22 protein-coding genes and 1 other annotated feature are annotated in these 25,762 nt (G+C 33.3%); of the genes, 14 read left to right on the forward strand and 8 right to left on the reverse strand.

Annotated elements, in window-relative coordinates; all coding sequences use genetic code 11:
- Nucleotides 1-210 precede the first annotated feature (210 nt).
- Nucleotides 211-462, reverse strand: a complete 252-nt coding sequence (locus tag HMPREF0389_RS00435; RefSeq protein ID WP_041250727.1) for a hypothetical protein — start codon at nt 460-462, stop codon at nt 211-213.
- A 250-nt stretch (nt 463-712) separates the two neighbouring features.
- Between HMPREF0389_RS00435 and HMPREF0389_RS00440 the strand changes: the two genes are divergently transcribed.
- The 4 genes from HMPREF0389_RS00440 (at nt 713) to HMPREF0389_RS00455 (ending at nt 4,895) form a co-directional block, all read left to right on the forward strand.
- Nucleotides 713-1,507 carry a GTP pyrophosphokinase gene (locus HMPREF0389_RS00440; RefSeq protein ID WP_014261768.1) on the forward strand — a complete coding sequence of 265 codons (795 nt, stop codon included), beginning with the start codon at nt 713-715 and terminating at the stop codon, nt 1,505-1,507.
- A gap of 23 nt (nt 1,508-1,530) precedes the next feature.
- Nucleotides 1,531-2,226 (forward strand): metallophosphoesterase, encoded by a 696-nt coding sequence (locus tag HMPREF0389_RS00445; protein ID WP_014261769.1) that lies wholly within the window; start codon nt 1,531-1,533, stop codon nt 2,224-2,226.
- 71 nt (nt 2,227-2,297) lie between these two features.
- Nucleotides 2,298-3,221 carry an alpha/beta hydrolase gene (locus HMPREF0389_RS00450; RefSeq protein WP_014261770.1) on the forward strand — a complete coding sequence of 308 codons (924 nt, stop codon included), beginning with the start codon at nt 2,298-2,300 and terminating at the stop codon, nt 3,219-3,221.
- 612 nt (nt 3,222-3,833) lie between these two features.
- The gene (locus HMPREF0389_RS00455) at nt 3,834-4,895 is read left to right on the forward strand and encodes a CPBP family intramembrane glutamic endopeptidase (protein ID WP_014261771.1); all 1,062 of its coding nucleotides are present in this window, start codon (nt 3,834-3,836) and stop codon (nt 4,893-4,895) included.
- Nucleotides 4,896-5,157: 262 nt separating this feature from the next.
- Here the strand turns inward: HMPREF0389_RS00455 and HMPREF0389_RS00460 are convergent, their stop codons facing one another.
- The 3 genes from HMPREF0389_RS00460 to HMPREF0389_RS00470 all read right to left on the reverse strand — a co-directional run bounded on the left by HMPREF0389_RS00460 (nt 5,158) and on the right by HMPREF0389_RS00470 (nt 7,936).
- Nucleotides 5,158-6,108 (reverse strand): lysylphosphatidylglycerol synthase transmembrane domain-containing protein, encoded by a 951-nt coding sequence (locus tag HMPREF0389_RS00460; RefSeq protein ID WP_242821727.1) that lies wholly within the window; start codon nt 6,106-6,108, stop codon nt 5,158-5,160.
- Between the two features lie 74 nt (nt 6,109-6,182).
- Complete coding sequence (locus tag HMPREF0389_RS00465) at nt 6,183-6,845, reverse strand: polysaccharide deacetylase family protein (protein WP_014261773.1); 663 nt, start codon at nt 6,843-6,845, stop codon at nt 6,183-6,185.
- Nucleotides 6,839-7,936, reverse strand: coding sequence for an MGDG synthase family glycosyltransferase (locus HMPREF0389_RS00470; RefSeq protein WP_041250729.1), 1,098 nt, complete (start codon nt 7,934-7,936; stop codon nt 6,839-6,841). Before HMPREF0389_RS00470 ends, HMPREF0389_RS00465 begins: the two co-directional genes overlap by 7 nt.
- Nucleotides 7,937-8,322: 386 nt before the next feature.
- Between HMPREF0389_RS00470 and HMPREF0389_RS00475 the strand changes: the two genes are divergently transcribed.
- Nucleotides 8,323-9,165, forward strand: coding sequence for an AraC family transcriptional regulator (locus HMPREF0389_RS00475; protein WP_014261775.1), 843 nt, complete (start codon nt 8,323-8,325; stop codon nt 9,163-9,165).
- Between the two features lie 79 nt (nt 9,166-9,244).
- Here HMPREF0389_RS00475 and leuS read toward each other — a convergent pair whose 3' ends face one another.
- Entirely contained in the window at nt 9,245-11,656 is a 2,412-nt protein-coding gene (gene leuS, locus HMPREF0389_RS00480; RefSeq protein WP_014261776.1) for a leucine--tRNA ligase, read from the reverse strand.
- A 163-nt stretch (nt 11,657-11,819) separates the two neighbouring features.
- Nucleotides 11,820-12,019, reverse strand: a binding site (T-box leader).
- Nucleotides 12,020-12,505: 486 nt separating this feature from the next.
- Between leuS and arcC the strand changes: the two genes are divergently transcribed.
- The 7 genes from arcC (at nt 12,506) to ftsH (ending at nt 20,464) form a co-directional block, all read left to right on the forward strand.
- Nucleotides 12,506-13,438: a carbamate kinase gene (arcC, locus tag HMPREF0389_RS00485; protein WP_014261777.1), complete on the forward strand. Its 933-nt coding sequence runs from the start codon at nt 12,506-12,508 to the stop codon at nt 13,436-13,438.
- A 757-nt stretch (nt 13,439-14,195) separates the two neighbouring features.
- Nucleotides 14,196-14,468 (forward strand): Veg family protein, encoded by a 273-nt coding sequence (locus HMPREF0389_RS00490; RefSeq protein WP_156775214.1) that lies wholly within the window; start codon nt 14,196-14,198, stop codon nt 14,466-14,468.
- A 148-nt stretch (nt 14,469-14,616) separates the two neighbouring features.
- Entirely contained in the window at nt 14,617-15,492 is an 876-nt protein-coding gene (ispE, locus tag HMPREF0389_RS00495; RefSeq protein ID WP_014261779.1) for a 4-(cytidine 5'-diphospho)-2-C-methyl-D-erythritol kinase, read from the forward strand.
- A gap of 20 nt (nt 15,493-15,512) precedes the next feature.
- Nucleotides 15,513-16,574 (forward strand): D-alanine--D-alanine ligase family protein, encoded by a 1,062-nt coding sequence (locus HMPREF0389_RS00500; protein ID WP_014261780.1) that lies wholly within the window; start codon nt 15,513-15,515, stop codon nt 16,572-16,574.
- A gap of 19 nt (nt 16,575-16,593) precedes the next feature.
- Nucleotides 16,594-17,025: a DUF1934 domain-containing protein gene (locus tag HMPREF0389_RS00505; RefSeq protein ID WP_014261781.1), complete on the forward strand. Its 432-nt coding sequence runs from the start codon at nt 16,594-16,596 to the stop codon at nt 17,023-17,025.
- 19 nt (nt 17,026-17,044) lie between these two features.
- The gene (gene tilS / locus HMPREF0389_RS00510; RefSeq protein ID WP_014261782.1) at nt 17,045-18,445 is read left to right on the forward strand and encodes a tRNA lysidine(34) synthetase TilS; all 1,401 of its coding nucleotides are present in this window, start codon (nt 17,045-17,047) and stop codon (nt 18,443-18,445) included.
- Between the two features lie 18 nt (nt 18,446-18,463).
- Complete coding sequence (gene ftsH / locus HMPREF0389_RS00515) at nt 18,464-20,464, forward strand: ATP-dependent zinc metalloprotease FtsH (protein ID WP_014261783.1); 2,001 nt, start codon at nt 18,464-18,466, stop codon at nt 20,462-20,464.
- Nucleotides 20,465-20,683: 219 nt separating this feature from the next.
- Here ftsH and HMPREF0389_RS00520 read toward each other — a convergent pair whose 3' ends face one another.
- Nucleotides 20,684-21,010, reverse strand: a complete 327-nt coding sequence (locus HMPREF0389_RS00520; RefSeq protein ID WP_041250730.1) for an iron-sulfur cluster assembly accessory protein — start codon at nt 21,008-21,010, stop codon at nt 20,684-20,686.
- 220 nt (nt 21,011-21,230) lie between these two features.
- Between HMPREF0389_RS00520 and pepF the strand changes: the two genes are divergently transcribed.
- Nucleotides 21,231-23,042 (forward strand): oligoendopeptidase F, encoded by a 1,812-nt coding sequence (pepF, locus tag HMPREF0389_RS00525; RefSeq protein ID WP_322785210.1) that lies wholly within the window; start codon nt 21,231-21,233, stop codon nt 23,040-23,042.
- A gap of 471 nt (nt 23,043-23,513) precedes the next feature.
- Here pepF and HMPREF0389_RS00530 read toward each other — a convergent pair whose 3' ends face one another.
- Complete coding sequence (locus tag HMPREF0389_RS00530; protein WP_041250731.1) at nt 23,514-23,711, reverse strand: hypothetical protein; 198 nt, start codon at nt 23,709-23,711, stop codon at nt 23,514-23,516.
- Nucleotides 23,712-23,887: 176 nt separating this feature from the next.
- A complete protein-coding gene (locus HMPREF0389_RS00535; protein WP_014261787.1) occupies nt 23,888-24,787 on the reverse strand; it encodes a ribonuclease H-like domain-containing protein in 900 nt (299 codons plus the stop codon).
- Nucleotides 24,788-25,026: 239 nt separating this feature from the next.
- Between HMPREF0389_RS00535 and HMPREF0389_RS00540 the strand changes: the two genes are divergently transcribed.
- Nucleotides 25,027-25,710, forward strand: coding sequence for a DNA alkylation repair protein (locus HMPREF0389_RS00540; RefSeq protein ID WP_014261788.1), 684 nt, complete (start codon nt 25,027-25,029; stop codon nt 25,708-25,710).
- Nucleotides 25,711-25,762 lie beyond the last annotated feature (52 nt).

Raw genomic sequence — 25,762 nt, forward strand, 5'->3', positions numbered from 1 at the left:
AAAGTAAGTAGAAGTGTTTTTTGAAGAATAATCATTTCTATTAAAAACTTCTTATAATGTAGACATAGTGTATGATACTGCAAAATAATATAATACAAAGTTGCAATTTCAAACAACAGTTTTGTTAAAGCGGCAATCTGGCGATTTGATGATTAAAACAGAAAAAAATAGATGTATTTTTTTGAAATTACAGTTGTAATCATAAAACTGTTACTTTGGCAAAAAACTTTTGCCGAGATATTTTACAATCTCTTCTGTCGGAGAATCCGGTGTGATAAGAATTTCTTTTTCTGTTTCCTCGAAAAAAACAACAACAGAACAATCACGATTTCTAAAGACTTTTCGTACTGTTTCTTCTAAAATTTTTCTTATTTTCACCTTATTCTTTTTAGGTTTTTCATAGCTTTTGATAAAGTAATATCCTCTTAGGCCGATTACTTTTGTGTAGTTATTTTCTTCCATTGACAATACCTTTTCTTTCATCATAAAAATTTTATCGATTTGTAAGCTATCATAACCAGATTTTATGTTTCCGTCAAGAGAAAGAGAACAAAATACATAAAAAACTCAAAATTTGAATGTTTTAATATCAATTATTCCAAAAATCATTTATAATAGTGAGAGTAAAAGATTTGTTGCATAAAAATATTCCTATTATAGATTGAAATAGGGGATTTGTATAGACAAAGAGAGGTGTATCATTGTGGGAGAATTGATAGATTGGAAAAAACTACTATTACCCTATGAATGTGCAGTAGAAGAACTGAAAGTGAAATTTAAGAATATCCGGAAAGAATTGAGAGCGAACGGTCAATATAGCCCGATTGAGTTTGTTACGGGAAGAGTAAAAAAAGTAACTTCTATTTTGGAAAAAGTCAAGAGAATGGATATTGAAGTAGAAGAAATTGAAGATAAGATAGAGGATATTGCCGGAATTCGTATCATGTGTCAAATGGTGGAAGATATTTATCTTTTGGTAAAATATATCGAAGAAAGACAGGATATGCAGATTGTATATGTCAAAGACTATATCAAGTCACCGAAAGAAAGCGGTTATCGAAGTTATCACATTATTATTAAATATCCGATTCAAACGGTATATGGATACAAAGAAATTTTGGCAGAAATACAAATAAGAACTTTGGCAATGAATTTTTGGGCAACGGTAGAACATTCCTTGAATTACAAGTATGATAAATATGTTCCTGTGGAAATCAGACAACGATTGACCAAAGCAGCAGATGCCGCTGCTCGTTTGGATGAGGAAATGGCATTTATTCGGGAAGAAATTGTCAGTGCGCAAGTTGCTTTTGAACATAAGTCTTTGGTAGTAGCAGAAATTACATTGTGTATCCAAAAAATAGAACAGCTGGGATATACAGAAGAAGCACTCTATTATCAAAAGAGATTGGATGTAACCAATGACGATAAAGAAACAGAAGGGTTGTTGAACCTAAAAACAGAAGTAAATTTATTTTTAATAAAATTGATGGAAGAAACCAAGTAGCATGAAGATAGAAGGGAGTAGAGATGTCAGTTTTTGCAATTGGAGACTTGCATATGTCTACTGTTCAAAAAAAGACCATGGATCAATTCGGATGGTTTCATCATGTAGATAGAATTTTAGAAGATTGGAACAATAAGATTACAGAAGACGATATTGTATTGCTGGTAGGAGATATCTCTTGGGCATTGCGATTGGAAGAAGTGGAACCTGACATCAAGATCTTGTCAAAATTACCCGGGCATAAATTTATGATACGAGGGAATCACGACTATTGGTGGAGCAGTGTGAGTAAGATGAGCAAAAAATTTCCTCAGATTCATTTTTTGCATAACAATCATTTTGTAATAGGAGATTATGTTATTTTTGGCACAAGAGGTTGGATTTGTCCAAATGATACTCAATTTACAGAAACAGATGAAAAGATATATGAAAGGGAATTGAAGCGATTAAAGAATTCTGTGAACAGTGCATCGGAAACAGTGATTCAAAATAAAAAGAAACTATTGATGTTACATTACCCTCCTATGAATGATAAAAAAGAGCCGTCGGGATTTACTGATATCATTGAGGAAGCGAAGATAGACGTTGTATGTTACGGGCATCTACATGGAGAAGAATTTCACAAAATGGGATTTGAAGGTATCAAAAATCACACAGAATATCACTTGGTAAGTTGCGATTATTTGGATTTTAAAGTGAAGAAAATATTGGATGGTTGATAAAACAAAAAGACACTTTGAAAAACTGAAGTGCTTATATGAGTAGAATGATTTAAGAAAGAAGGATAACTTTGGGTGTAGTAGAAAAGTATTTTTTATCTCCTACTGATGATTGGGAAATACACTATTACTGTGCATTTCCGCAAGAGAAAATAAAAGCGATTGTTGAAATTTCACATGGAATGTATGAAAATGTGGATGCATATCAATCGTTAATGGAGTTTTTGTGTAATAATGGGTATGCTGTTTATTTTTTGGAACATCGGGGACATGGAGATTCAGCATCACATGGATTGGGCAATTTGGGAGAATCAGATATTTATTTGAAGATGATTCGAGATATTCGGGCATTGAATGTCATAATAAGGAAGCAATTTCCATATAGCAAAATTTATCTTTTGGGAAATTCTTTGAGTGCTTTCTTGGTACAGCGATATATCCAAATTTATCCTAACACAATATCAGGAATGATACAGTGTGCAGCGGGTGGGAAAGATCAGGTTCCTCATGTTAAATTAGGAAAAAACATCGCATATAGTTTGAAGAAAATGGGATTTTCACAGAAAAAAAGTCCACTGTTATTTGAACATCAACAATCATTTTTGGATTCGATGGAAAATAGTAAATGGCTGCTTTTTTCTGTCAAAAATGCTATTTCAAAGGAAAAGTTGTTAAGCATTTTTTCAAAAAAAGATGAGAAAGCATATACAGTAAATGCTTATTATTGGATTTATCGTGGAATTTGCGAAAATTTTAATCGCAAAGCGATGAAGCCCGTGAATAAAGAGTTGCCAATCTTACTATTGTCCGGAAATCGAGATCCTATCGGAAGTTTTGGAGAAGGGATTTTACATTTGGTGCGCTGGTATCAAAGTTTTGGTATGAACTCAGTTCAATATAAGATATATGAAGAAATAGGACATAATATTTTACGTTCATCTAAGAGAGAAGAAGTGTATCAAGATATTGTAGATTGGTTAGAAACAGTATATTAGATCGTAATTTAAAAAATTAATCAGGTGAATATTGTAATATCACTCTTAAAATGTTAGTTTCTGGCGTAGCAATCTTCCATTGCTACGCTATTTTTATGTATATAAGAGTAACATAATCTTTTTGTTGTTATAATAATATTAACAATGATATAATCAATATAAGTAGAAAATATTTTTATACTAAGATTTGATAAAGTAAATGACAAATTGTCTATATTATCAACCGTATTTTAATTTACAATGTAAGGTTTGGATTTGTCAAAAATTTCAAATAGAGTTGTTATCTGCATTTTATCAATATTTTTCTATCTGTTAAGAATTAAGAGTGACGGGAAAGTTCACAGGAATAAGAGATTAAGTGATTTCAAAACAAACATGTATAAATCTAAGAGGAGCTTAATATGAATAACGAAAGAAAAACATAACAAAACAAAAAAAGAGAGAGGCAACAATTAAATAGAATAGAGATGAATTACAGTCAACCGATTACTCAAGTGGAATGGTTAGATTACAGGGAAAAAATAAAGAGTCTATCGTATCTGAGTTGTAGGAAATCATACATATAAAAATGAAAAGAGAGTATGATTTAACTAATTATATAGGAGGGGAATTATGAAGAATAAAATTGAATTTTCAGCAGATGGTAGAGAGATATGTCGTTTTTTGACAGTAGTTTTTATTTTAACTCTGATTATAGGAATTGCTACAGCGTATGGATATTATATAGGTTCAAATATACGAATGGCAGGCTATGTTATGATGTTGATACCGGCTTTATCCGTTATTCTTACCGTTAAGTGGGACAAAACAAAAGTATACCCTAAAAAAATATTTGATTTTTATCAAGTAACAGCATTTTTAATTTTTCTGTATGTGGTAATATCGATTTTTATGGGAATTGATTTACCTTCTGATTTAGGTATTGTCGGGTGGCTTTTCAATGGAGAATCACTTGTTGGAAATATTTTTCCAATTATAGTAGGATTAACAAATTTCTTTTTGATTTTTTTCATATACGAAAACAATCAGATGGAAGAAAATAAAGAGTTAATGAAGTTATGGAAACTTTCCGATTTTAATTTCAAGAAAATAATACAATATACATGTTATTTCATTGTTCTGAAAAATATAATCATGATAGTTGTGGGAATTTTGTACGTAAATATAGACTTTGTGTTGTATATACTTGACTATAAATTTTGGTTGGCAGAAGTAATTGTGATACCAATGGTTTTTTTGTATGTACCTTTCTTTTTTGGAGAAGAGTACGGTTGGCGTTTTTTTCTTCAGCCTCGTTTGCAGAAAAAGTTTGGGAAAATAAAAGGTGTGATACTTCTTGGAGTGATATGGGGAATATGGCATTTACCACTGGTTTTATTTTATTATTCCACACCGGAAAATTTCTTTTATGCTGTTACACACCAAATTATGTGTTGTATCTTTCTAAGTATTGTTTTTGCATATTTTTACGAAAAATCAGGCAGTCTATGGTGTGTTGTATCATTTCATTCTATAAATAATGCAATTGCGGGCATTGTGGCTGTGAAGCAAGGTGGAATTAAAGAGTTGTATTCCGGAGATTGGATGGATTTAGGAGTATCTTTCGCAGTTTTTGCATTTATAGCCATATTTTTTTTGAAAACGGATGTATTTACTGAGAAGAAGTTAAATTAAAAAGGAAAGATGTTTAGTGAATAAAATACTTGTTATTGTTGTTATGTTGTATCATAACATAGATAGATATTGGAGGATGGAATAGATAAGTCAATTTGAAAGTACAGTAAGAGTTCAATAATATATTCTGTAAAAGAAAACACCTCTTTTTTCATTGATGAAGAAGGAGGTGTTTTATAAAATAGTGGAAAATTTTTGAACTACATCAGCTTACATTATTTCTTATCTGCCGAAATAATAGGACTGTTTATTTATGTGTTACTTATGCTATATTTTTGATTCTATGAACTTTTTGTCCTTTTGATAAGAATGACATAAATGCTCCCAACAACAGATAGCAATAATAAGTAATTCCCCTAGTTAAGAGAAGTGCTCCGGCGAGTGTCTCTTTGGTGTAAATTCTTGAAAAAATGCGCAAAAATCCTGTTTCGGCAACTCCGATACCTCCAGGTAGAGGAAGTGATTCGAAGGTCATGATAAATACACCTTGGTAGGCAATCATTTTGATAAGACTGATATTTTCAACTCCAAATGCTTTTCCTATCCAATATGAAATAGAATAAAAGAGTGTGATTTGAAGAAGTATGATTGGTATGATTTCAAGAAAGATTTTAGGATTTTTTGCAATCCAGTCTGCACTTGTTTGATAGGAAACTAATGTTTTTTTGATAGTTTTTTCCAGTTTATCAACTTTTTTGTACTCATAGGATTTTAAGATGAGTACGATTCTGTCCATAATGTTATAGACAATATTTGCTGCAAAAATAAGCAGAAAGAAGATAGTTGCTAACAGAAATTGTATTAGCATTCCCACCTTGAATAAAGTGAGCATAATGCCGCTTTCTCCCAAAATATATCTGATATTTCCCAAGGTGAAGATAAATATGACAGCAATGACGCCGATATGATACATACTGTTATAAAGTAACATAATAAGAGAACTCTCAGAGACGGCGATTCCGTCTTTTTTCATATAGTAGATTTCGGATGGTTGTCCACCTGATGATCCAGGAGTAATAGATGAAAAATAGTAGTCAATCAGGCTGTATCGGAAGCATTGAACGACTGTTGCTTTGTATCCGAAAGCGTGCAAAAGTCTTTTCGTTGTGATGCTTTGACATAAGAAAAATAAAAACATTGTAAAAATGGCAATTAAAATATATTGTTGTTGTACATTTCTTATGATTTTGGGAATTTCATATAGTTCTTTCATCCCAAAGGAGTGATAGAATGTCAGAAGCAAAACAAAAAAAATCAGGATAATATTTTTTAGATACTTTTTATATTTTATGTCCAATTTGTATCACCGCATTTCTTGAAATATTCGTTTAGGGCTGAAATAGTGTTTTCAGGTGCTTTGGAAGAGCTATTCATCTTGTGGTTGGAATCGTGAAGGCATATGACTCCGCCTTTTTGTTTTTCTTTTTGCATTGCATCATAAATATCCTTCCAATCTTTATTTTCGTTCCAATCTCCTACGATACACGTCCATAGTTTCAAAGGCATATTCCATCTTTTGGAAATAAGTATCATGGATAGATTTACCCATCCGTGGGGTGGCCGATAGTAGGATGGTTTGATACCATGGTTTTCCAAGATTTGTTTGGATTTTTGCATATCTTTCTTTGTTTTCCATATTCCCCATAAAAACGGATGGGTATGATGGTAGCAATGAAGTCCGACATCATGACCTTCCTGATGTATTTTTTTGAGAATATCAGGGTATTTTTCAACTTTTTCAGCAATGACAAAGAAAATAGCCTTTGTATGGTGTTGTTTGAGAATATCTAAAATTTGTTCTGTATAAATAGGGTTAGGTCCATCATCAAAGGTCAGTTGCAACTCATTTTTTTGATAACGTTCTTTGTAGATGAACTTGTAATATACTGTTGGAAGGATGGAGTAACCACTCCATAAAAATGCCGGAATTAAGATTGTTTTTATTAACATTTTTGAACACTCTCTTCTAAAATGGTTTCTTCTAATACATTAGAATCAATACCGTTTTTTATCTTTCGGATATTGTATTTCATATCTTCTAAAAGATCGTCGTTCTCAACAATTTCCAAAATAAGATCAATATCTTTTTGACAGCGTTTCATTTTGGAAGGCAAAACATACCCGATTTCTTTATTGGAAATATATTCCGCATTGTGTACTTCTTGTTCAAGAAACGGTTTGAATACAATCATGGGAGTTTCGTTATAAATTGCTTCGAATGTAGTGATTCCGCCGGCTTTCGTAAGTAAAATATCTGAATTTTGCATCAGGTAATCTATGTTGTTTACATATCCCAGAATATTTAATGTGGGAAATTTATCAATTAATTTATGGTAGAGTTTTTTATTTTTGCCCGTTACAATCGTTACCTCAACATCAGGTAAGGAGGCTAATTTTTCGTAAAATTTCATTTTTTTAGGAAGGAGACCTAACCCGCCACCCATTACCAGAATGTTTTTTTTGTTATTTTTGTTTTTGCTTATTTCGAAATCAAATTTGTTTGATATGGGAATTCCTCCGATTTTGATTTTGTTAACATCTATTCCCAATTTTTGTAATTCTTTTTTTGTCACTTCATCGGCGATAATATATTTATCTGTGTTGAAATTAACCCATCCGTTGTGTGGTTTTACATCGGTAATCCATGTAATCAGAGGAATTTGGGAGCCTGTTTTCTCTTTATACAATGACATGAGCTGAGATGTGAAAGAATAAGTAGAAATCACAATATCAGGATTTTTGATTTCGATGAATCTTGAAAAATCATCAAGTAGAATTTTTGACATTATTTTTGTCAATGCCGGATTTTGATTGTTTTTGGTTATTTTTTTGTAAGCTAAATTGTATAGCAGGTTTCCTGATTCTACGATTATATTGTAACATTTGTAAAACAATTCGGTTTTATCATCGAATTTAATTTCGTATATGTCAACACATTCGACATCAGCAAGATAAAAGTCTTTTTTTAGTTGTTCTTCGATGGCTTTTGCACATTGAAAGTGTCCCATTCCACATTTTGCTGTTAGTGTCAATACTTTCATTTTATTCACCACTTTCTCTTTTGATAGAATGCTGTCACATCTACTACCTATTATATACAATATTCTTTGTAAAAACATTATAAAAAGTGTGTGATTTAATCATAAAAATCATATAAAGCTGTAGTTTTGTAGGATTTTTATAGGTAGATGTTTGAAATAAAGTGGTGTATTATATTTGTTGTTGAAAGGGTATAAAACGAAAAATAGGGTAAGAAATGAATTGACATACTATTAAATAACAGTAGTTGTGAGTAAAGTGTATTTACCGTATTGAGATAATTGGTGATATTGATGAAATAGATAGTAGTTCGATAAAATTTGTACAAGAATGATGGAGTGAAGTTTGTGGATTTGTTTTATACTAAAATTAAAGAGGGGGGAATATCATGAATATGATGCAATCTTTCAATAGGACGATAGATTATATTGAGACAGTTTTGGATGATCAAGTAGATGAAAAGAAGATATTATATCTATCCGGATACTCTTATCCGATGTTCAGCAGATTATTTTCTGTTTTGACAGGAAGCTCCTTGTCGGAATATATCAGAAATAGGCGGTTAACGGAATCGGCAATTGAATTAAGAAATTGTGATAACAAAATAACCGATATTGCATTCAAGTATGGTTATGACTCTTTGGATTCATTTGGAGCTGCATTCAAAAAGTTTCATGGTTTTACCCCTTCTCAGGTAAGGCACGGTAAACCGTTTCAATTGGTTTCTCGTGTTCAATTAACACTGACAATAAAAGGAGGAAGAAGTATGAACGTTTCCATTCAAAAAAAGGCGGGATTTTTTGTTGCGGGTATTGTTGCAAAAGAGATTGAATCGTCATTATGTGAAGAAGTATGGGCAAAATTATTTGAAAACTACAGTCATGAGGAATTATCTAAATTAGGAACCGGAGAGAGTGTAGGTGTTTGTTATGATATGAGTAATCCTAATAAGATAAATTATATGGCAGGGTATATTGTTTCTGAACTTGTGAAAGCGAAAGGTATGGGATTAGATATTTTGGAGGTAGAGGAAACGGAATATGCGGTCTTAGAGTTGGAAGGGAAAGTGCCGGACTGTATTCATAACGGTTGGAAGTATGCTATGGAAGTATTTTTCCCGGAACACGGTTATCGTCATTCGGGGAAACCGGATTTTGAATACTATTATGAAGGAGATATGGATAGTTCTGATTATAAGATGGAACTTTGGATACCGATTGTAAAAGAATAGAGCAAGCAAAAAGCATTTTGTTGAGAAATATTCTAACAAAATGCTTTTTTGTAAGTTATGAACCCTATTTTAAGGTTGGTTATTTAATTACCATATTTAATATTTTTCCCGGAACATAAATAGTTTTTATGACTTTTTTATCTCCGATAAAGTTTTTGATATTTTCTTCTGTTTCTACAATTTTGAGAAGTTCTTCTTGAGTAATATCTTTTGAAACGGTTACTTTACCACGAATTTTACCGTTGATTTGAATAGGAATTTCAACAACAGTATCTATCGTTTTGGATTCATCCCATGTTGGCCAATCGGTATGGTCCATATCTTTTTCAAATTGTTGCAGTTCCCAAATTTCGCAACAAATATGAGGTGCAATCGGATAAAGTAATGTGATAAAATCTTGAAGTTCTTTTCTTGTGATAAATTCATCATCATAGAATTGGTTAACGGCTGTCATCATAGCAGCGATTGCCGTATTGAATTTTACGTTTTCGAAGTCTTCAGAAACTTTTTTGATTGTTTTGTGCATTAATGAAATATGTTTTTTGTCATATTCATTTTGTTCAGTTACCATTTCCTGTAGTTTCCATACACGTTCCAAGAATCTTTTACATCCTTTTACACTGCTGTCAGACCAAACGGCAGGGCGTTCATAATCCCCGATAAACATAATGTAAGTTCTCAATGTATCGGCGCCGTAGTTATCGATAATTTCGTTCGGATTGATAACATTACCACGAGATTTGGACATTTTTTCACCGTCAGGACCTAAAATTAAACCTTGAGCGGTACGCTTTTTGTATGGTTCCGGATAGGATACTGCATCGATATCATGTAGGAATTGATGCCAGAATCTGGAATAGATAAGATGGCGACTCACATGTTCCATACCACCGTTATACCAGTCTACAGGTCCCCAATAATCCAAGGCTTCTTGGGATGCAAGTGCATCATTGTTGTGAGGATCCATATATCTTAGGAAGTACCAAGAGGAACCTGCCCATTGTGGCATGGTATCCGTTTCACGTTTAGCAGGTTTTCCGCAAACTGGACAGGTTACCTTTACCCAGTCTTCGATATTTGCAAGTGGAGATTCACCAGTGTTGGTAGGTCGATATTCTTCAACATCGGGAAGAGTGACAGGTAACTGTTCTTCCGGAACAGGAACCATTCCACAGTGTTCACAATGAATAATAGGAATCGGTTCTCCCCAATATCTTTGACGATTGAACGCCCAGTTTTTCATTTTGTAGTTTGTTTTTGCTTCACCTAATTTATTTTCCTCAATATGACGGATGATTGCCGGAATCGCTTCTTCTACAGTCAAGCCGTCGAATTTGTCAGAATTTACAAGGATGTCTTGTGGTGAAGTTTTGTATACTTCATTTTGAACATCTCCGCCTTTTACGACTTCTACGATTGGAATATTGAATTTCTTTGCAAATTCCCAGTCTCTGCTGTCATGAGCAGGCACAGCCATAATTGCGCCGGTTCCGTATCCCATCATTACATAGTCGGAAATCCAAATAGGAATTTCTTTTTTTGTTAGAGGGTTGATTACGGTCAATCCTTTGATTTCAACTCCTGTTTTATCTTTTGCAAGTTGAACTCTTTCGAATTCGGTTTTTCTGGTAGCTTGTTCTTGATAATCTTTGATTTCATCCAAGTTTTGCAGCTTAGCTTCATATTTTTTGAGATAAGGATGTTCAGGAGCCATAACCATAAAGGTAACACCGAATATGGTATCCGGCCGAGTTGTGTAAATTCTTAAGAAATCTTCTGTACCCGAGATAGGGAAGTTGACTTCTGCACCATTGCTTCTCCCAATCCAATTTTCTTGTTCTAATTTGATTCGAGGTAAGAAGTCTAACTCTTCCAATCCATCTAATAATTTGTCTGCATATTCTCTGATTTTTAGAAACCAAACATCTTTTTCCATCTGAACAACATCATGTCCGCAACGATCACAAACACCGTTTTGAGATTCTTCATTTGCCAAAACCACCTTACAATTGTTACAGAAATTTACATAAGTGGTGTCTTTGTATGCAAGCTTGTGTTTGAACATTTGTAAAAAAATCCATTGTGTCCATTTGTAATAGTTTGGGTCGGTTGTATCAATAGTTCGTTCCCAATCAAAAGAATAACCTGCGGACTTTAATTGATCGGTAAATACTTCAATATTACGATCAGTAACAGTTCGCGGATGTTCTCCGGTCTGCATAGCATAGTTTTCTGTCGGAAGTCCGAATGCATCCCAACCGATAGGGAACAACACATTATATCCTTCCAGTCTTCTTTTTCTGGAAATTACTTCAAGAGAAGTATAGGCTCTGATATGTCCGACATGAAGTCCTGCACCTGATGGATATGGAAACTCAATCAAGTTAAAATATTTCTTTTTATTGTGGTCGATTTCAGAGCGGAATGTGTGGTTCTTTTCCCAATGGGATTGCCATTTTTTTTCAATTTGATTTGGATTGTATTCTCTCATAAACTCACTCCTTTAGATAATTTAAATAGCTTATTTTACAATATTTAACAGAGAATCATGAGTTCTATAAAAATTATGTTCTTCAAGAGATGGTATCAATAGAAATCTTACATTTTTCAGAAACAACTCTTTTAATGCAATAAAAAAATCTTCCTCTCTAAACGATAGAGACGAAGATTCGCGGTACCACTCTAATTGATAAAAAATTGATTTTTTATCCTCTTGAAGGATTTAACGCATTCCTTACGTCTGATTTTTCAGAAACTCCAAGACAAGTTCAAAAAGTTGATTTTATCGTTTTTCAGCAAGCAACGACTCTCTGTAAAAATTTTCTTTTTTACTACTTCTTTTCTTCGTTAAATATTTTATAATGTAGTTATATTATCAAAAAATATGAGATAACGCAACCACCAAACAAAATATTTCACAAATTATCAAAAAATATTTGACAAATGAAAATATGCGTATTATACTGTAAAAAATTAAAAAAACATATGTGCTAAAAGTCGTTTTTTTGTTATTTTTTTATAATAAAAGAACGGAAATTTAGTTTCGTGATTTCAAAAAAAGACAGCATTAACCTAATTTTTGAATAAATTTTTAAGGGTTTGCAAAATTTTTTTGCCCTTTTTCAGATTTTGCAAAATTATGAAAATGCTACAGATATCCTGATATTTCAATCTAAAATGTGTTTTTGCAACAGTTTTGAGAATTGTTTTGATGGAGTACATATCATAAAATAATTCAGTTTTATGATAATATGATAAAAGGAAATAATTTGGATTTGTGTATGTTCACAGTAGAATACACAATACTTGTTATTGAAAAAACATTCACAGGAGGCAAATTATGAAAAGAATTGTAGTGGCACTTGGTGGAAACGCATTAGGAAACAGTCCTGAAGAACAAATGCAGAAAGTAAAACATACTGCAAAACCTATTGTTGATTTGATTGCTGAGGGAAATGAAGTGATTGTTGCACATGGAAACGGCCCTCAAGTAGGTATGATAAACCTTGCGATGGATACGGCATCTAACAGTGAAGCAAAAACTGCAAAAATGCCGTTTCCGGAATGTGGAGCGATGAGTCAAGGATATATTGGATATCATCTTCAAAATGCAATTCGTGAAGAGTTAATTAACAGAGGAATGAATAAACCTGTTGCAACTATCATCACTCAAGTTATTGTTGATAAAAATGATGCAGCTTTTGAAAATCCTACAAAACCGATTGGTGCTTTCTATACCAAAGAAGAAGCGGAAAAAATGTCGAGTGAAAGAGGAGAAACTTTCAAAGAAGATGCCGGACGTGGATACAGAAGAGTTGTACCATCTCCACTTCCAATTGATATTGCAGAAAAAGAGACAATACAAGCCTTGATAGATGCAAATCAAGTAGTGATTACAGTAGGTGGAGGGGGAATCCCTGTCTATGAGGATGGAAATAAGTTAGTAGGTGTTCCGGCTGTAATTGATAAAGACTTTGCATCTTCCAAGTTGGCAGAAATTGTGGATGCAGATTATTTAATCATTCTGACAGCAGTAGAGAAGGTAGCAGTGAATTTCGGGAAAGAAAATGAAGAGTGGCTATCTGAATTGAGTATGAGTCAAGCGGAACAGTATATCAAAGAAGGACATTTCGCGGCAGGCTCTATGCTTCCGAAAGTAAAGGCTGCAATGGCTTTTGCTCAATCCAAAGAAGGAAGAAAAGCATTGATTACTTCGTTAGAAAAAGCTGCGGATGGAATCCAAGGAAAAACAGGAACAATTATTGTAAAATAGCATAGTAAGATTACTATATTTTTGAAAAGAGTAGGTGATAAAGATCATCCTACTCTTTTTTTGTATAGAAAGGTTTGAATGTAATAGGAAAGTTTGAACTGTTTCTGTTTGGATTTGGTTTTGGTTTTGGTTTTGGTTTATTAAAGAAGGGGATTGTTATGTGTAAAAATCATTATTAGTATGCTTAAGATAGAAAATTTTTATTTTTGATGTCGAATGAAATATTAAAATTGCATCAGTAGAAAAGAGGGTAGATAGGTAAGTCTAAAAGTATTTGTTAGGAATGTAATATGAGTCTTGATAATCAAGACAGGAAAAAGAAGCTTCACAATGTAAAGAAAGCAGCTCTTAATACTAAAACTTGGTAGAATTGTAATAAATTCAGATTAAAAATATCCCAGCAACTTCTTTCTTATCAAAGTTATGATAATAGTGTGTAATTGCTTATCCAAAATTAGAACTTGAACTATGAATTACAATTTGAATCAGTGATGATGTTAGGGACTTAAATACACATCGGTATAAATTGAAAACCTATAATCGAGTTATAGCAGACATTCTATAAGTGTCACATATGCCTGACAACGAGAGAAAAGTTTTACAAAAATATAGTTTTTGCAGTTGACATTATCATTTAATTGGCATATAATAATAAATTTTATCGTTTGACAATGTATGTATATTATGATATATTGATAGCGGATATATATAAAGAAATTGGATTCAAATAACTTGGATTGTAAGGAAGGTGGTAAATGTGGTGAACAATCATACACTGGACGAAATTAAGCGTGGATTAGAAAAATATTTAGGTAGAGACGTTGTGGTTAGAGCAAATCGTGGAAGAAAAAAATTCGTAAAAAAAGAAGGCGTCTTGGAGTGTACTTATCCCAATGTTTTTGTTGTTTCTTATGAAGGAAATGATAACCACGTAACAAGAGTTTCTTATAGTTATGCTGATATATTGACATCTACAGTGCAATTGACTTTGATGCGACACGAAGATTCTGAAAAACAAAAATATGCATAATATAAAATGGAATGAAAGTAGACTATTTTGTTTGAAGTAGTGTTACTTTCATTTTTTACATAAAATTTAGTTTGTGTTATTTCGCAGAAATTAGTATAATGAGGATAATGTGACTAATAATGATTAGTGAGATGAGGAGAGCAAGCAAGTGAAACAGTTGAGTCTCGATGTTTGTGGGAAAATAAATCTTTCGTTGGATGTGACGGGAAAAAGAGACGACGGATACCATTTTGTATCTATGATTATGCAAACGGTCAGTTTAAAAGATTCGTTATGTATTAAGAAGAGAGAAGATGATTTCTTTTTTTTAAATATAGGAAATTCGTCTATTCCATCCGGAGAAGATAATATCATTTATAAGGCTGTTTCATTGTACCATCAAATGACACGGACAGGATTGGGATATGAGATTACATTGGACAAGAAGATTCCCGTTGAAGCAGGAATGGCGGGCGGAAGCGCGGATGCTGCAGGGGTTTTATATGCACTTAATGAAATGAATCATTGCAAATTATCTCGTGAAGAATTACTGAAACTTTCTGTGCGATTGGGTGCGGATGTTCCATATATGTTGCTTGGAGGAACTTATTTGGCAACCGGAATCGGAGAACATCTTCAAAAACTGCCTGATGTATCTTATCATATACTGGTTGTGAAACCGAATAAAGGAGTCAGTACGAAGTCAGTTTACCAAAATTTAGACATAAATCACTTAAAAAACAGACCGAATAATGATAAAATGATAGAATGTATTCATTCTAAGAAATATGATGAAATCTATCCGTTTATGGGAAATGTTTTGTATGAATCTGCCAAAAAGTTTGTACCTGAGATGGAACGGATTATTTTTGATATGGAATCTAAGTTTTCATGTTCCAAAGCGATGATGACCGGGAGCGGTTCCACTGTTTATGGGATATTTGAAAATTTGGAAGATAGAAGCAGGGCGAATAAATATTTTTTAGAACATTACACTGAAGTATATGAGGTAGAAACAACAAATTATTCCATCTCTATTAGATAGACAAAGGAGTTTGATAGACAATGGTTAAACAAAATATTGCGATTTTGTTTGGAGGAAAGTCGGAGGAGCATGAGGTTTCCTGCAGATCTGCAAAGTATATCTTTGAGAATGTGGACAGGGACAAATATCGTCCGTTTTTGATTGGTATTGATAAATTAGGGAACTATTATTATATGAAGGAGTGTAACATAGAACATTTAATTGATTGCACATGGACAGATTTTATTGAAACAAATGAAGTTTGTTTTTCAAAAGGGGACGAACGATTCACTTTGCAGTTGCAAGGTGAAAAAATTGTATTTGATGTGGTATTTCCTGCGTTGCATGGACCTAACGGAGAAGACGGAAAATTACAAGGTTTAATGGAATTTGTAAATATTCCGTATGTTGGATGCAATTCGATCTCTTCGGCAATTTGTATGGATAAGGAGATTACGAAACGCTTAGTTGGAATAGAGGGTGTTCGGCAGGTGCCGTATGTGATATTGTATGAAGGGGTTGTCGCAGAAGAAAAACTTCTGGAAATGGAGGAAATTGGATATCCTTTGTTTGTGAAACCGGCCAATATGGGGTCAAGTGTAGGTGTTTCCAAGGCTGAAAACCAACAGGAACTGTTGCAGGCAATTCGGGTAGCAAGCAAATATGATGATAAGGTTATTGTAGAAAAGGGAATTGATGCATTGGAACTGGAAATAGCCGCGTTAGGTGACGGAAAAGATGCATATTTCTCTACGGTGGGTTGTATTAAACCGAGGGATATATTTTATGACTATGACTCTAAGTATTTGACAAATGATGCTGATTTTTATATTCCGGCACCGATTTCGTTTGAAAAAGAAACAGAACTAAGAGAAATGGCACGCAAGGCATATACGGCGATGCTGTGTGAGGGACTTTCCAGAATTGATTTCTTTATGGATAAAGAAACACAAGAGATTTATTTTAATGAAATCAATACGATGCCGGGCTTTACAGCCATTAGCCTGTATCCTCAATTGATGGATTATGATGGAGTAGGGGCAAAAGAGTTGATTGGAAGATTGATTGATTATGCATGGAGAAGATACGAAAAAAATAAGTAAGGGAAGAAGGAAGTTATACTTGCAAGATGCATTGATTAAAATAAAAACAACACAATTTCTCTCAAATCAGAAGGAACCGGAAGTAATGGAATTTGTAACACAAGGAAAAGCGGTGTGCAAAAAAAATTCTGTTTATTTGGAATACAAAGAGAGTGAATTATCCGGTTTACAAGGGACAACAACAATATTGAAATTTGTAGATAGCGGAGAAATCAAATTAAAAAGATTTGGAAACCAGACTTCGGATATGGTTTTTGCAAAGGGAAAGCGATTCAAGACAAAGTATAGAACAGAATATGGCACAATGTCTATGGAAATTTTAACGAAGGATATTTCTGTTGATATTTTAGAAAATCCATTTGATGTTCGTGCTGTAATACAGTATGATATTTCTGTGAAGGATTTTTTTGAAGGAAGAAACGAAATGATAATTCAAGCAAAGAAAATTTGATAATGTTTGGTGATGAGAAATGAATTTAAAAAATAAGGTGCTTGAGACAATAAGACAAAACAACTTGATTCAACCCAAAGAAAAGGTGATTGTTGCTTTTTCCGGAGGCCCGGATTCGGTATGTTTACTTCATTTGTTACATGAATTAAAGGCGGAATTGGATATTAAACTGTACGCATTTCATTTGAACCATCAAATCAGAGGTTTAGATGCTCACAGGGATGCATGGTATTGTTTGAGTCTCTGTGATGAATATGATATTCCGTTTTTTGTAGATTCTACGGATGTTCCCGGCTACGCACAAAATATGAAGATGTCATTGGAAGAAGCTGCTCGTGATGTGAGATACAAAAAATTATTTTATCTGAAATCTATTTTGAATGCGGATAAAATAGCGGTTGCACACAATATGGACGATCAGGTGGAAACGGTGCTGATGCGGATGATGAGAGGGACAGGATTGTATGGTTTAAAAGGAATGGAACAGCTATTGTCCAACGGAATTATTCGTCCTTTATTATCCGTTCAAAAGAAAGAAATTATAGAAGAATTGGAACAAAACGGAATTCATTGGCAAGTAGATACAACAAATCAAGAAGACAACTATACGAGAAACAAGATTCGTTTGAGTATGATTCTGTTGATGGAGGAGTGTTATCCGACAGCGAAAGAAAATATTTTTAGGATGTCGGCATCGATTCGAGAAGATAGCCAATACATTGAACAAAATGCAATGAGTTTTTTTGAAGAAAATCATACCTTGATAAATTCCAATACTGTAAAATTGGAGTTGGATGATTTTTTTGATATGGATTTGGCAATTCAGAAAAGAAGTGTTCGTTATTCTATCAATGTTGTGTTGCATTCTTTGAAGGGGATTGAAACGGTTCATTTGGATAGTGTGATTCAATTGGCAAAACGCTATGGAGATGCTCAAATCAATTTGCCTAAGAATTTGACTGTTTATAAAAAACAAAGTGCATTATATTTTTCGACAGAGGAGTTGAAGGAAGATATATTGAGTTTTTTTTATGAATTAGAACAAAATGAAACAATTGATATTTCAGAAATTTCTACTGAGATTGAAACAAAGGTGCTATTAAAAGACAAGAATTTCATGTTGTCTACAGGAGCCTATAAAAAGGCCTTTGACTTTGATAAAGTTTCGGGCAGACTTTTTGTTCGAAGCAGAGAAGCGGGCGATAGAATCAAACCTATGGGGTTGGAAGGAACGAAGAAGATAAAAAATATTTTTATTGATGCAAAAGTTCCTTTGGCTGAAAGAAATCGCATTCCGATTATATGTGATGAAGCAGGGAATATCTTGTGGGTTGTAGGTCATTGCATCAGTGAGGAATTCAAAATTGACGAAACAACAAAAAAAGTCATTTTGATTACAGTAAAACAGGAAAATGATTAAGACAGGGAGGATATTGTATTGAAAAAATTTTTGCAAGGAACGATGTTCTACATTGCACTAATATTTGTGATTATGTCATTAGTGTTTATTCAAAGTAATTCTACCTCAAAAGTAGAAAAAATCCCGTTTTCAGAATTCTATACAAGTATATTGGAACACAAGGTATCCGAGGTAGAGATACAGGACAATGGGATGATTCAAGGGAAGATGGCCGGTTCAGATAAAGTATTTACTACTTATGCCGGATATTTAGCAAAAACAGATGGTTTGACAAAAGAAATTTTGGAACAAACACAACAAGGTGTTTTAAAATCTAAGGTAAAAGAACCGACACAAACGCACTGGATTTTAGATTTGCTTCCTATGGTTATGCTGATTTTGATTATAGTGGCATTTTGGTTTATTTTTGTTCAACAAGCACAGGGTGGCGGTTCCAAAGTAATGGGATTTGGAAAGTCTCGCGCTAAATTGCACAAAGAAGATGAAAATATCAAGATTACATTTAATGATGTTGCCGGATTACAAGAGGAGAAAGAAGAGTTAAAAGAAATAGTAGATTTCTTGAGAAGTCCTCAGAAATATTGGAATCTCGGTGCGAGAATTCCGAAAGGAATTTTGATGGTAGGTCCTCCGGGAACAGGAAAAACTTATTTGAGCAAGGCTGTAGCGGGAGAGGCAGGTGTGCCGTTTTATTCTATCTCCGGTTCCGATTTTGTGGAAATGTTTGTGGGAGTCGGTGCATCCAGAGTAAGAGATTTATTTGAACAAGCGAAAAAAACTGCTCCTTGTATTATTTTTATTGATGAGATTGACGCAGTAGGGAGAAAGCGTGGTGCCGGACTTGGCGGAGGTCACGATGAAAGAGAACAAACTTTGAATCAATTATTAGTTGAAATGGATGGATTTAGAGTGAATGAAAGTATTATTGTAATGGCTGCTACAAATAGGCCTGATATTTTAGATCCGGCATTGTTAAGACCGGGAAGATTCGACAGACAGGTTATGGTAGGCTCGCCGGATGTAAAAGGAAGAGAAGAAATTCTTAAAGTTCATTCCAGAAAGAAACCATTGGCTGAAGATGTTGATTTGAAGGTAATTGCAAGAGGAACAGCAGGATTTACTGCAGCGGATATTGAGAATCTGATGAATGAAGCTGCACTTCTGACCGCCAGAAATAACGGAACGAAAATTAAAATGCAGACCATTGAGGAGGCAATTGTAAAAACGATTGTCGGTCTTGCTAAAAAGTCCAGAATTATTACAGAAGATGAGAAAAAATTGACTGCATATCATGAGGCTGGACATGCTATTTTAGCAACAGTTCAAAAATTCTGCGATCCTGTTCATCAGGTTACTATTATTCCACGAGGAATGGCGGGCGGATTCACTATGAGCAGACCGCAAGAAGATAGGTATTATACTACGAAACAAGAGTTGAAAGAAAAAATGGTAGAGTTGCTTGGAGGTCGTGTTGCAGAAGAACTTATTTTGGAAGATGTGTCTACCGGAGCAAGTAATGACTTGGAAAGAGTAGCTAAAATAGCAAGAGCTATGGTAACCACTTATGCAATGACAGACAAACTGGGAGCAATGGCATACGGAGATTCTTCGGATGAAGTGTTCCTCGGAAAGGATTTTACTACAAAACCGAATTATTCGGAGGAAGTTGCTTCGCAAATTGATCATGAAATTAAGATTATTGTAGATGAAGCTTATGCAACAGCGAGAAAACTATTGCAAGAAAACATAGATCGTTTACACAATGTGGCGCAAGCATTGATGGTGTATGAAACATTAGATTCAGAACAATTTAAGAAAGCGTTTAATGGAGAGTTGGATTTGAATGAAGATGTTGAAGAATCTATCAGTGAAGGAGCGGATACTTTTTTTGATGGTGAAAAATCAGATGATGCAAAGGTTAGTGATGAAAATAGTGATATTTCTGAAACTCCTATCAACGGGGAGTCGGGAGTTGTTGTAGATGTTACTACTTCTGTCGATGCTTCCGAACAAAAGTAATTTTTATATTCTGTTTTTATTTCACAAAAAGACAACTTAGAATGATAAAGACAATAATAACTTATCATTTTTTGAACCGACTTCAACTGTGTAGATTTTAGTTTAACAGTCGGAGTCGATTTGTTTCGGTAGGGGAAATATCATAAAAAAGAAAAGATAGGCATACGTATGAGATGTGCCTATCTTTTTTAATATTATTATAAATTTTGAAATGAAATTTTAGTGACATCCGCCGCCGCAGCTTGAACAGGAAGATTGAGGTTTGATATCCGGTTCAATGTAGATTCCTGAATTTGTACCGTCGCTGAAATGTTTGATTTCAAATCCTCCAAATTCATCAATCAATTTTTGTTCTGCTCTTAAAGTGAAACCGTCAATTTCAACAGAATAGTCTCCTTCTTTTGCAGGATCGATTGCTAAGTTGAATTGTGGACCGCTACAAGAAAATCCAGCAACAAATACTCGGATGTCCGTTGCTTCAATTCCTTTTGATGTTAATAATTCTTTTAAAGCATCTGCTGCTTCTTTATTCATTCTAATACTCATGTTATTTCCTCCTTGTGACTGTATAAAAACATAGCTGTGTGAGAATCTAATCACACAAATTTATTCTATTATATTGCGTCTGATTTGTAAATGAAATTGGGATAAATATTTTTAGTGAAGATATAATTCATGGTATACTAATCATTAAGAGATTCATATGATTGTATTGAAGATAAGGATTTGAGGATATAAATTAGACAAAAAGAAAGGATGAGTTATGATGGAAGTCATGAAAAAAAGAGATGAAACACCTGAATATTTGAAATGGGATATCAGTAGACTTTATAAGAAAGAATCGGACTATGAAGAAGATTTGAAAAAGTGTGAACAGATGTCTGTTGATATCGAAAAAAAGTATAAAAATAAAATTGTGTCGCCGGATACAGCAATCTGTGCAATCAGAGAATATAATGAGTTTTTAGAATTAAATGATGTCATTTCGCACTATGCAACATTATCTGTATCAGTAGATATGACAGATGCTCAACATCAAAAAAGAGAAAGTTATTATTATAGCAAAGCTGCAGAGATACAAACTCGTTTGAAATTTTTAGAAAAAGAAATTGTTTCTTTGGATGCACAAATTTTGGAGAAAGTAAAAGAGAAAGCTCCTGAATATCGTGTGTATATTGAGGATATTATGCTTAAGAAGGAATATATGTTGGATGATTCGGTAGAAGAAGCTCTGGCTACCTTGTCACCCGTGTTGCATAGCAGTATAAAGGGTTATGAGACTACAAAAATTGCAGATATTGAATTTGAATCATTTGTTGTAAGAGGAAAAGAATATCCGAACAGTTATGTATTATACGAAAACATGTATCAGTACAATCCTGATTTTGAAATAAGAAGGAAATCGTTTCAGAGTTTTTCAAACGGGTTGAAAAAATATCAGAACACAACAGCTTTTTATTATCAAAATCATATTCAAAAAGAAAAAATTATTTCTGCAATGAGGGGATTTTCTTCTGTGTTTGACTATCTTTTATTGGACCAAAAAGTAACGAAGGAAATGTACCATCGTCAAATTGATTTGATTATGAAGGAACTTGCTCCTTATATGCAAAAATATGCAGCATTATTGAAGAAAATTTATCACTTAGATAAGATAACCTTTGCGGATTTGAAAATTCCTGTAGATAAAGAGATTGTACCGCGCATTACCATAGAAGAATCAAAAAAATATGTGAGAGAGGCACTTTCTGTTTTAGGAGAAGAATATGTTGATTTGATTATGTCTTCCTATGAGGAAAGATGGGTAGATTTTGCTCAAAATATCGGAAAATCTACCGGAGGATTTTGTGCTACACCATATGGAAAACATTCTTTCATTCTATTGTCTTGGACAGGTCTTTTGAGTGAAGTATTTACTTTGGTACACGAATTAGGGCATGCGGGACACTTTACTTTAAACCAAAGAGAAAACAGCTATCTAAATCAAGAACCGTCATTATATTTTGTTGAAGCACCTTCTACGATGAATGAATTACTGTTAACAAATTATTTGTTAAAAGATGTGGGAGTCGATAAGAGAATGAAACGATGGGTATTATCCAATATGATTTCAAATACTTACTTCCATAATTTTGTAACACATCTATTGGAGGCTGCCTACCAAAGAGAAGTCTATAAAAGAGTAGATAGAGGTGAGTCTCTTCAAGCAGAAGATTTGTCTATGATTAAAAAGAATGTTTTGCAAGAATTTTGGGGAGAGGATGTAGAAATTACTGACGGCGCTGAATTGACATGGATGAGACAGCCGCATTATTATATGGGACTATATTCTTATACCTATAGTGCAGGGCTTACCATCGGTACACAAATGAGTAATAGAATTAAGGAAGAAGGATTTTCTGCAGCGCAGGATTGGATTAAAGTATTGAAAGCAGGCGGAACAAAAAATCCTGTAGAGTTGGCTCAGATGGCAGGAATTGATATTACAACAGACAAACCGTTATTAGATACAATTCATTTTATCGGTTCTGCAATTAAAGAAATCATTCAATTGACGGAAGAATTGGAGAAAAATTAGAATTTTTACACCCACATAAGAATGTATTGTTTTCTGAGAGTAGTTACGATAAAGCGATAGTATAATTCAAAACATGGAATCTATTTCAGTATGCATAAAGTACAATATATTAAATAGGAATTCTTGGAATCATAAAGAAGAGTGTATCTTTATAAAAGAACATTAACACTGGTTTGAGAAAAATTTTTTGTAAAAGATATAGAATGGATGCAATACTGCATAAAAACCTTCACACTTTTGAAATTTCGTGTGGGTGGTTTTTATTACGAGTTTAGTCAATTGAGCACATGAAATGAGGTGACCCCAAAAAGTTAGACAAAAAAATATCATCCGCTGTTAAAATATAGTTGTTCAAGCTTTATTATAAATAGGCGGATGATATTGATACAAACTAAATGAAATAGTTTGTATCACATGGAATAGATGTGTGAATACAATTTTTATCTTTTAGGATAGATGAATAGCGGTTGTTTATTCTTGGAGATATTCTATCAAATGCTCTTCTGACTTTAAGTCGGAAAGAGAAATTAAATCTTGAACCATTGTATTTCTTAAAGTAATGAATTCTTCTTCTTTACTATGTTCATAAGAATATTTCAATGCTTCCAATATTACAAGCAAGTCATGTTTTGAAATGTTTTCAATTGATATCTTGTTAAATGTTTCCATTTTGTTCACCCCGTTTGTCAATTTATTATGAATGATGCATTCATTTTCGTACTGGATAGATTCAAAGTTTTGTTCTTTACAAAAATAAAATCGAAACAAATTAAATGTATTTAGGTTTTTGTCTCGACACAGTTTATTTTACTATATCTTGATTTTATATGCAAGATTCGAAAAGTTTAATTGCAAAATAGATGGAGCAGTATTTCTTTGGAAACGGACAAGAGGTTGTCAATGTTTACCATGTGATTTTTTTTGAAATACCGAGAAGGCGATATAACAGGTGAAATAACAGTATTATTTTTATTTGTAGTTCCGCTTATAGTATCGAATTTTAGAATCAGAATATCGTCCTTGAAGGAGATGTCGAGTCCATCACAAAAGCTTATAAGAGGGATTTTGTTTTCAGTTTTCTCTATTAAGAACATGATGCTTGCAGTGTTTTTTGAAAAATTGTAATTTGACAGATACATATTGCAACCGAATGCAGGGAAATAAAAAGCCATGGATTTTTTCCAATTTTCAAACGCTGACTTTAACTTGAGCAGAGACAACAGTTCGCTTCTATTATGGCGCAGAACAGGGGCATCTTCAGTCCACTGAAATTCTTCAGATATTTCGTTTTTTGAAGTCCATTCGTGGACATCAATTTGTTCTACACGACGAATTTGAAAGTGATTTTCTATGGTACTTCTTCTATAGTCCGGAAGATTCAATATATGTCGAAAAGAAGAAATTGCCGGGGATAAATCATGAGCTTTATCGTACGGAATTTGGTTTGGAAGCAGTAATTTTTTTTGTTTATATTTCAAAAAAGGGAATTCAAAAATGTTTCCATGAAAGGTATAAATATTCTTTTTTGTGGAAAGCTCATCGGAAATGTTTTCTATGAGTTCTCTTTCATTGTCGTTATCAATACAGTATTGTAACAGTACCGTTTCTTTTTGTTCTTTTTTTATGAGTCCACACACTATGATTTTGTGACGATTTGGGAAAAGTCCGTTTGTTTCAATATCTAAAAAAATATCATCTTCTGAAAGTGATCCTGTGTGTGGAAGAACCATTTTGAATAATTTCATTGTGAATCAGTCCTTTTATTTTTTATAGTTAGGATTATATTGTTGAAAAATATTTTCAATCATATTGTATCATATTTTTGGAATAATAGTTATTGAAAACAAGTCTGTTTTGCGGTTGTTTACAGAATAACTTTTTGTGTAAAAATAAAAAAGCATTGAGTATTCTTGGCAAAGATATTAGAATAAAGGAAATTGTATTTTATAAAAAATGTATCACCTGATTAGAAATGAGGATGGGAATGTTAGTTAGAGAATCGCTTTTTGAGTTGAAGGAAAAAGAGTATGCGGATTTTCAAAGTAGATTGGTTCCGAATATTTCAAGAGAACATTTTATTGGAGTAAGAATACCTAAAATTCGTTCTTTAGCAAAAAAGTATTTGAAAGAAACCGATGAATTGAATATAGTGTTTTTGAAACAGTTACCACATTTATATTATGATGAAAATATTTTTCATAGCATAGTACTATCCGAATATCCGGAGTATGACGGGTGTATCGAACTTGTAAAAGAGTTTCTTCCGTTTATTGACAATTGGGCAGTTTGTGATGCGTTGTCTCCGAAATCATTTGCTGCTCATAAACATGAATGGAATGAGGATTTGTGTCAGTGGTTAAATTCTGAAGATGTATACACTTGTAGGTTTGGTGTCAGAATGTTGATGAATCATTATTTAGGTGAGGATTTTGATGTATCTTATTTGGAAGCTGTTGCAAAGATAAAATCGGAAGACTACTATGTGAAGATGGCTATCGCATGGTTTCTCTCCATGGCGTTGGTAAAACGTTGGAATGAAACAAGTAGATATTTACGGAAAAATACATTGGATAAGTGGACACATAATAAAACAATTCAAAAGGCAAGAGAGAGTTATCAACTAAAGAAGGAGCAAAAAGAGTATTTGCTAACTTTGAAACGACAGTAGGAAATTTTTTGTTCATTGTAAATGTGATATACAAAAATTACTATCCTGCTTT

It is taken from the genome of Filifactor alocis ATCC 35896 (assembly GCF_000163895.2).
In the GTDB taxonomy this organism is placed as follows: domain Bacteria; phylum Bacillota; class Clostridia; order Peptostreptococcales; family Filifactoraceae; genus Filifactor; species Filifactor alocis.

Bases quoted from the DNA above. Each gene is read 5' to 3' on its own strand.
- HMPREF0389_RS00445 (WP_014261769.1), top strand. From the start codon at position 1,531: ATGTCAGTTTTTGCAATTGGAGACTTGCATATGTCTACTGTTCAAAAA.
- pepF (WP_322785210.1), top strand. From the start codon at position 21,231: ATGGAAGTCATGAAAAAAAGAGATGAAACACCTGAATATTTGAAATGG.
- HMPREF0389_RS00530 (WP_041250731.1), bottom strand. From the start codon at position 23,711: ATGGAAACATTTAACAAGATATCAATTGAAAACATTTCAAAACATGAC.
- HMPREF0389_RS00470 (WP_041250729.1), bottom strand. From the start codon at position 7,936: ATGAAAGTATTGACACTAACAGCAAAATGTGGAATGGGACACTTTCAA.
- HMPREF0389_RS00460 (WP_242821727.1), bottom strand. From the start codon at position 6,108: ATGAAAGAACTATATGAAATTCCCAAAATCATAAGAAATGTACAACAA.
- leuS (WP_014261776.1), bottom strand. From the start codon at position 11,656: ATGAGAGAATACAATCCAAATCAAATTGAAAAAAAATGGCAATCCCAT.
- HMPREF0389_RS00455 (WP_014261771.1), top strand. From the start codon at position 3,834: ATGAAGAATAAAATTGAATTTTCAGCAGATGGTAGAGAGATATGTCGT.
- HMPREF0389_RS00465 (WP_014261773.1), bottom strand. From the start codon at position 6,845: ATGTTAATAAAAACAATCTTAATTCCGGCATTTTTATGGAGTGGTTAC.
- HMPREF0389_RS00475 (WP_014261775.1), top strand. From the start codon at position 8,323: ATGAATATGATGCAATCTTTCAATAGGACGATAGATTATATTGAGACA.
- tilS (WP_014261782.1), top strand. From the start codon at position 17,045: ATGAATTTAAAAAATAAGGTGCTTGAGACAATAAGACAAAACAACTTG.
- HMPREF0389_RS00435 (WP_041250727.1), bottom strand. From the start codon at position 462: ATGGAAGAAAATAACTACACAAAAGTAATCGGCCTAAGAGGATATTAC.
- HMPREF0389_RS00500 (WP_014261780.1), top strand. From the start codon at position 15,513: ATGGTTAAACAAAATATTGCGATTTTGTTTGGAGGAAAGTCGGAGGAG.
- arcC (WP_014261777.1), top strand. From the start codon at position 12,506: ATGAAAAGAATTGTAGTGGCACTTGGTGGAAACGCATTAGGAAACAGT.
- HMPREF0389_RS00520 (WP_041250730.1), bottom strand. From the start codon at position 21,010: ATGAGTATTAGAATGAATAAAGAAGCAGCAGATGCTTTAAAAGAATTA.
- HMPREF0389_RS00535 (WP_014261787.1), bottom strand. From the start codon at position 24,787: ATGAAATTATTCAAAATGGTTCTTCCACACACAGGATCACTTTCAGAA.
- HMPREF0389_RS00540 (WP_014261788.1), top strand. From the start codon at position 25,027: ATGTTAGTTAGAGAATCGCTTTTTGAGTTGAAGGAAAAAGAGTATGCG.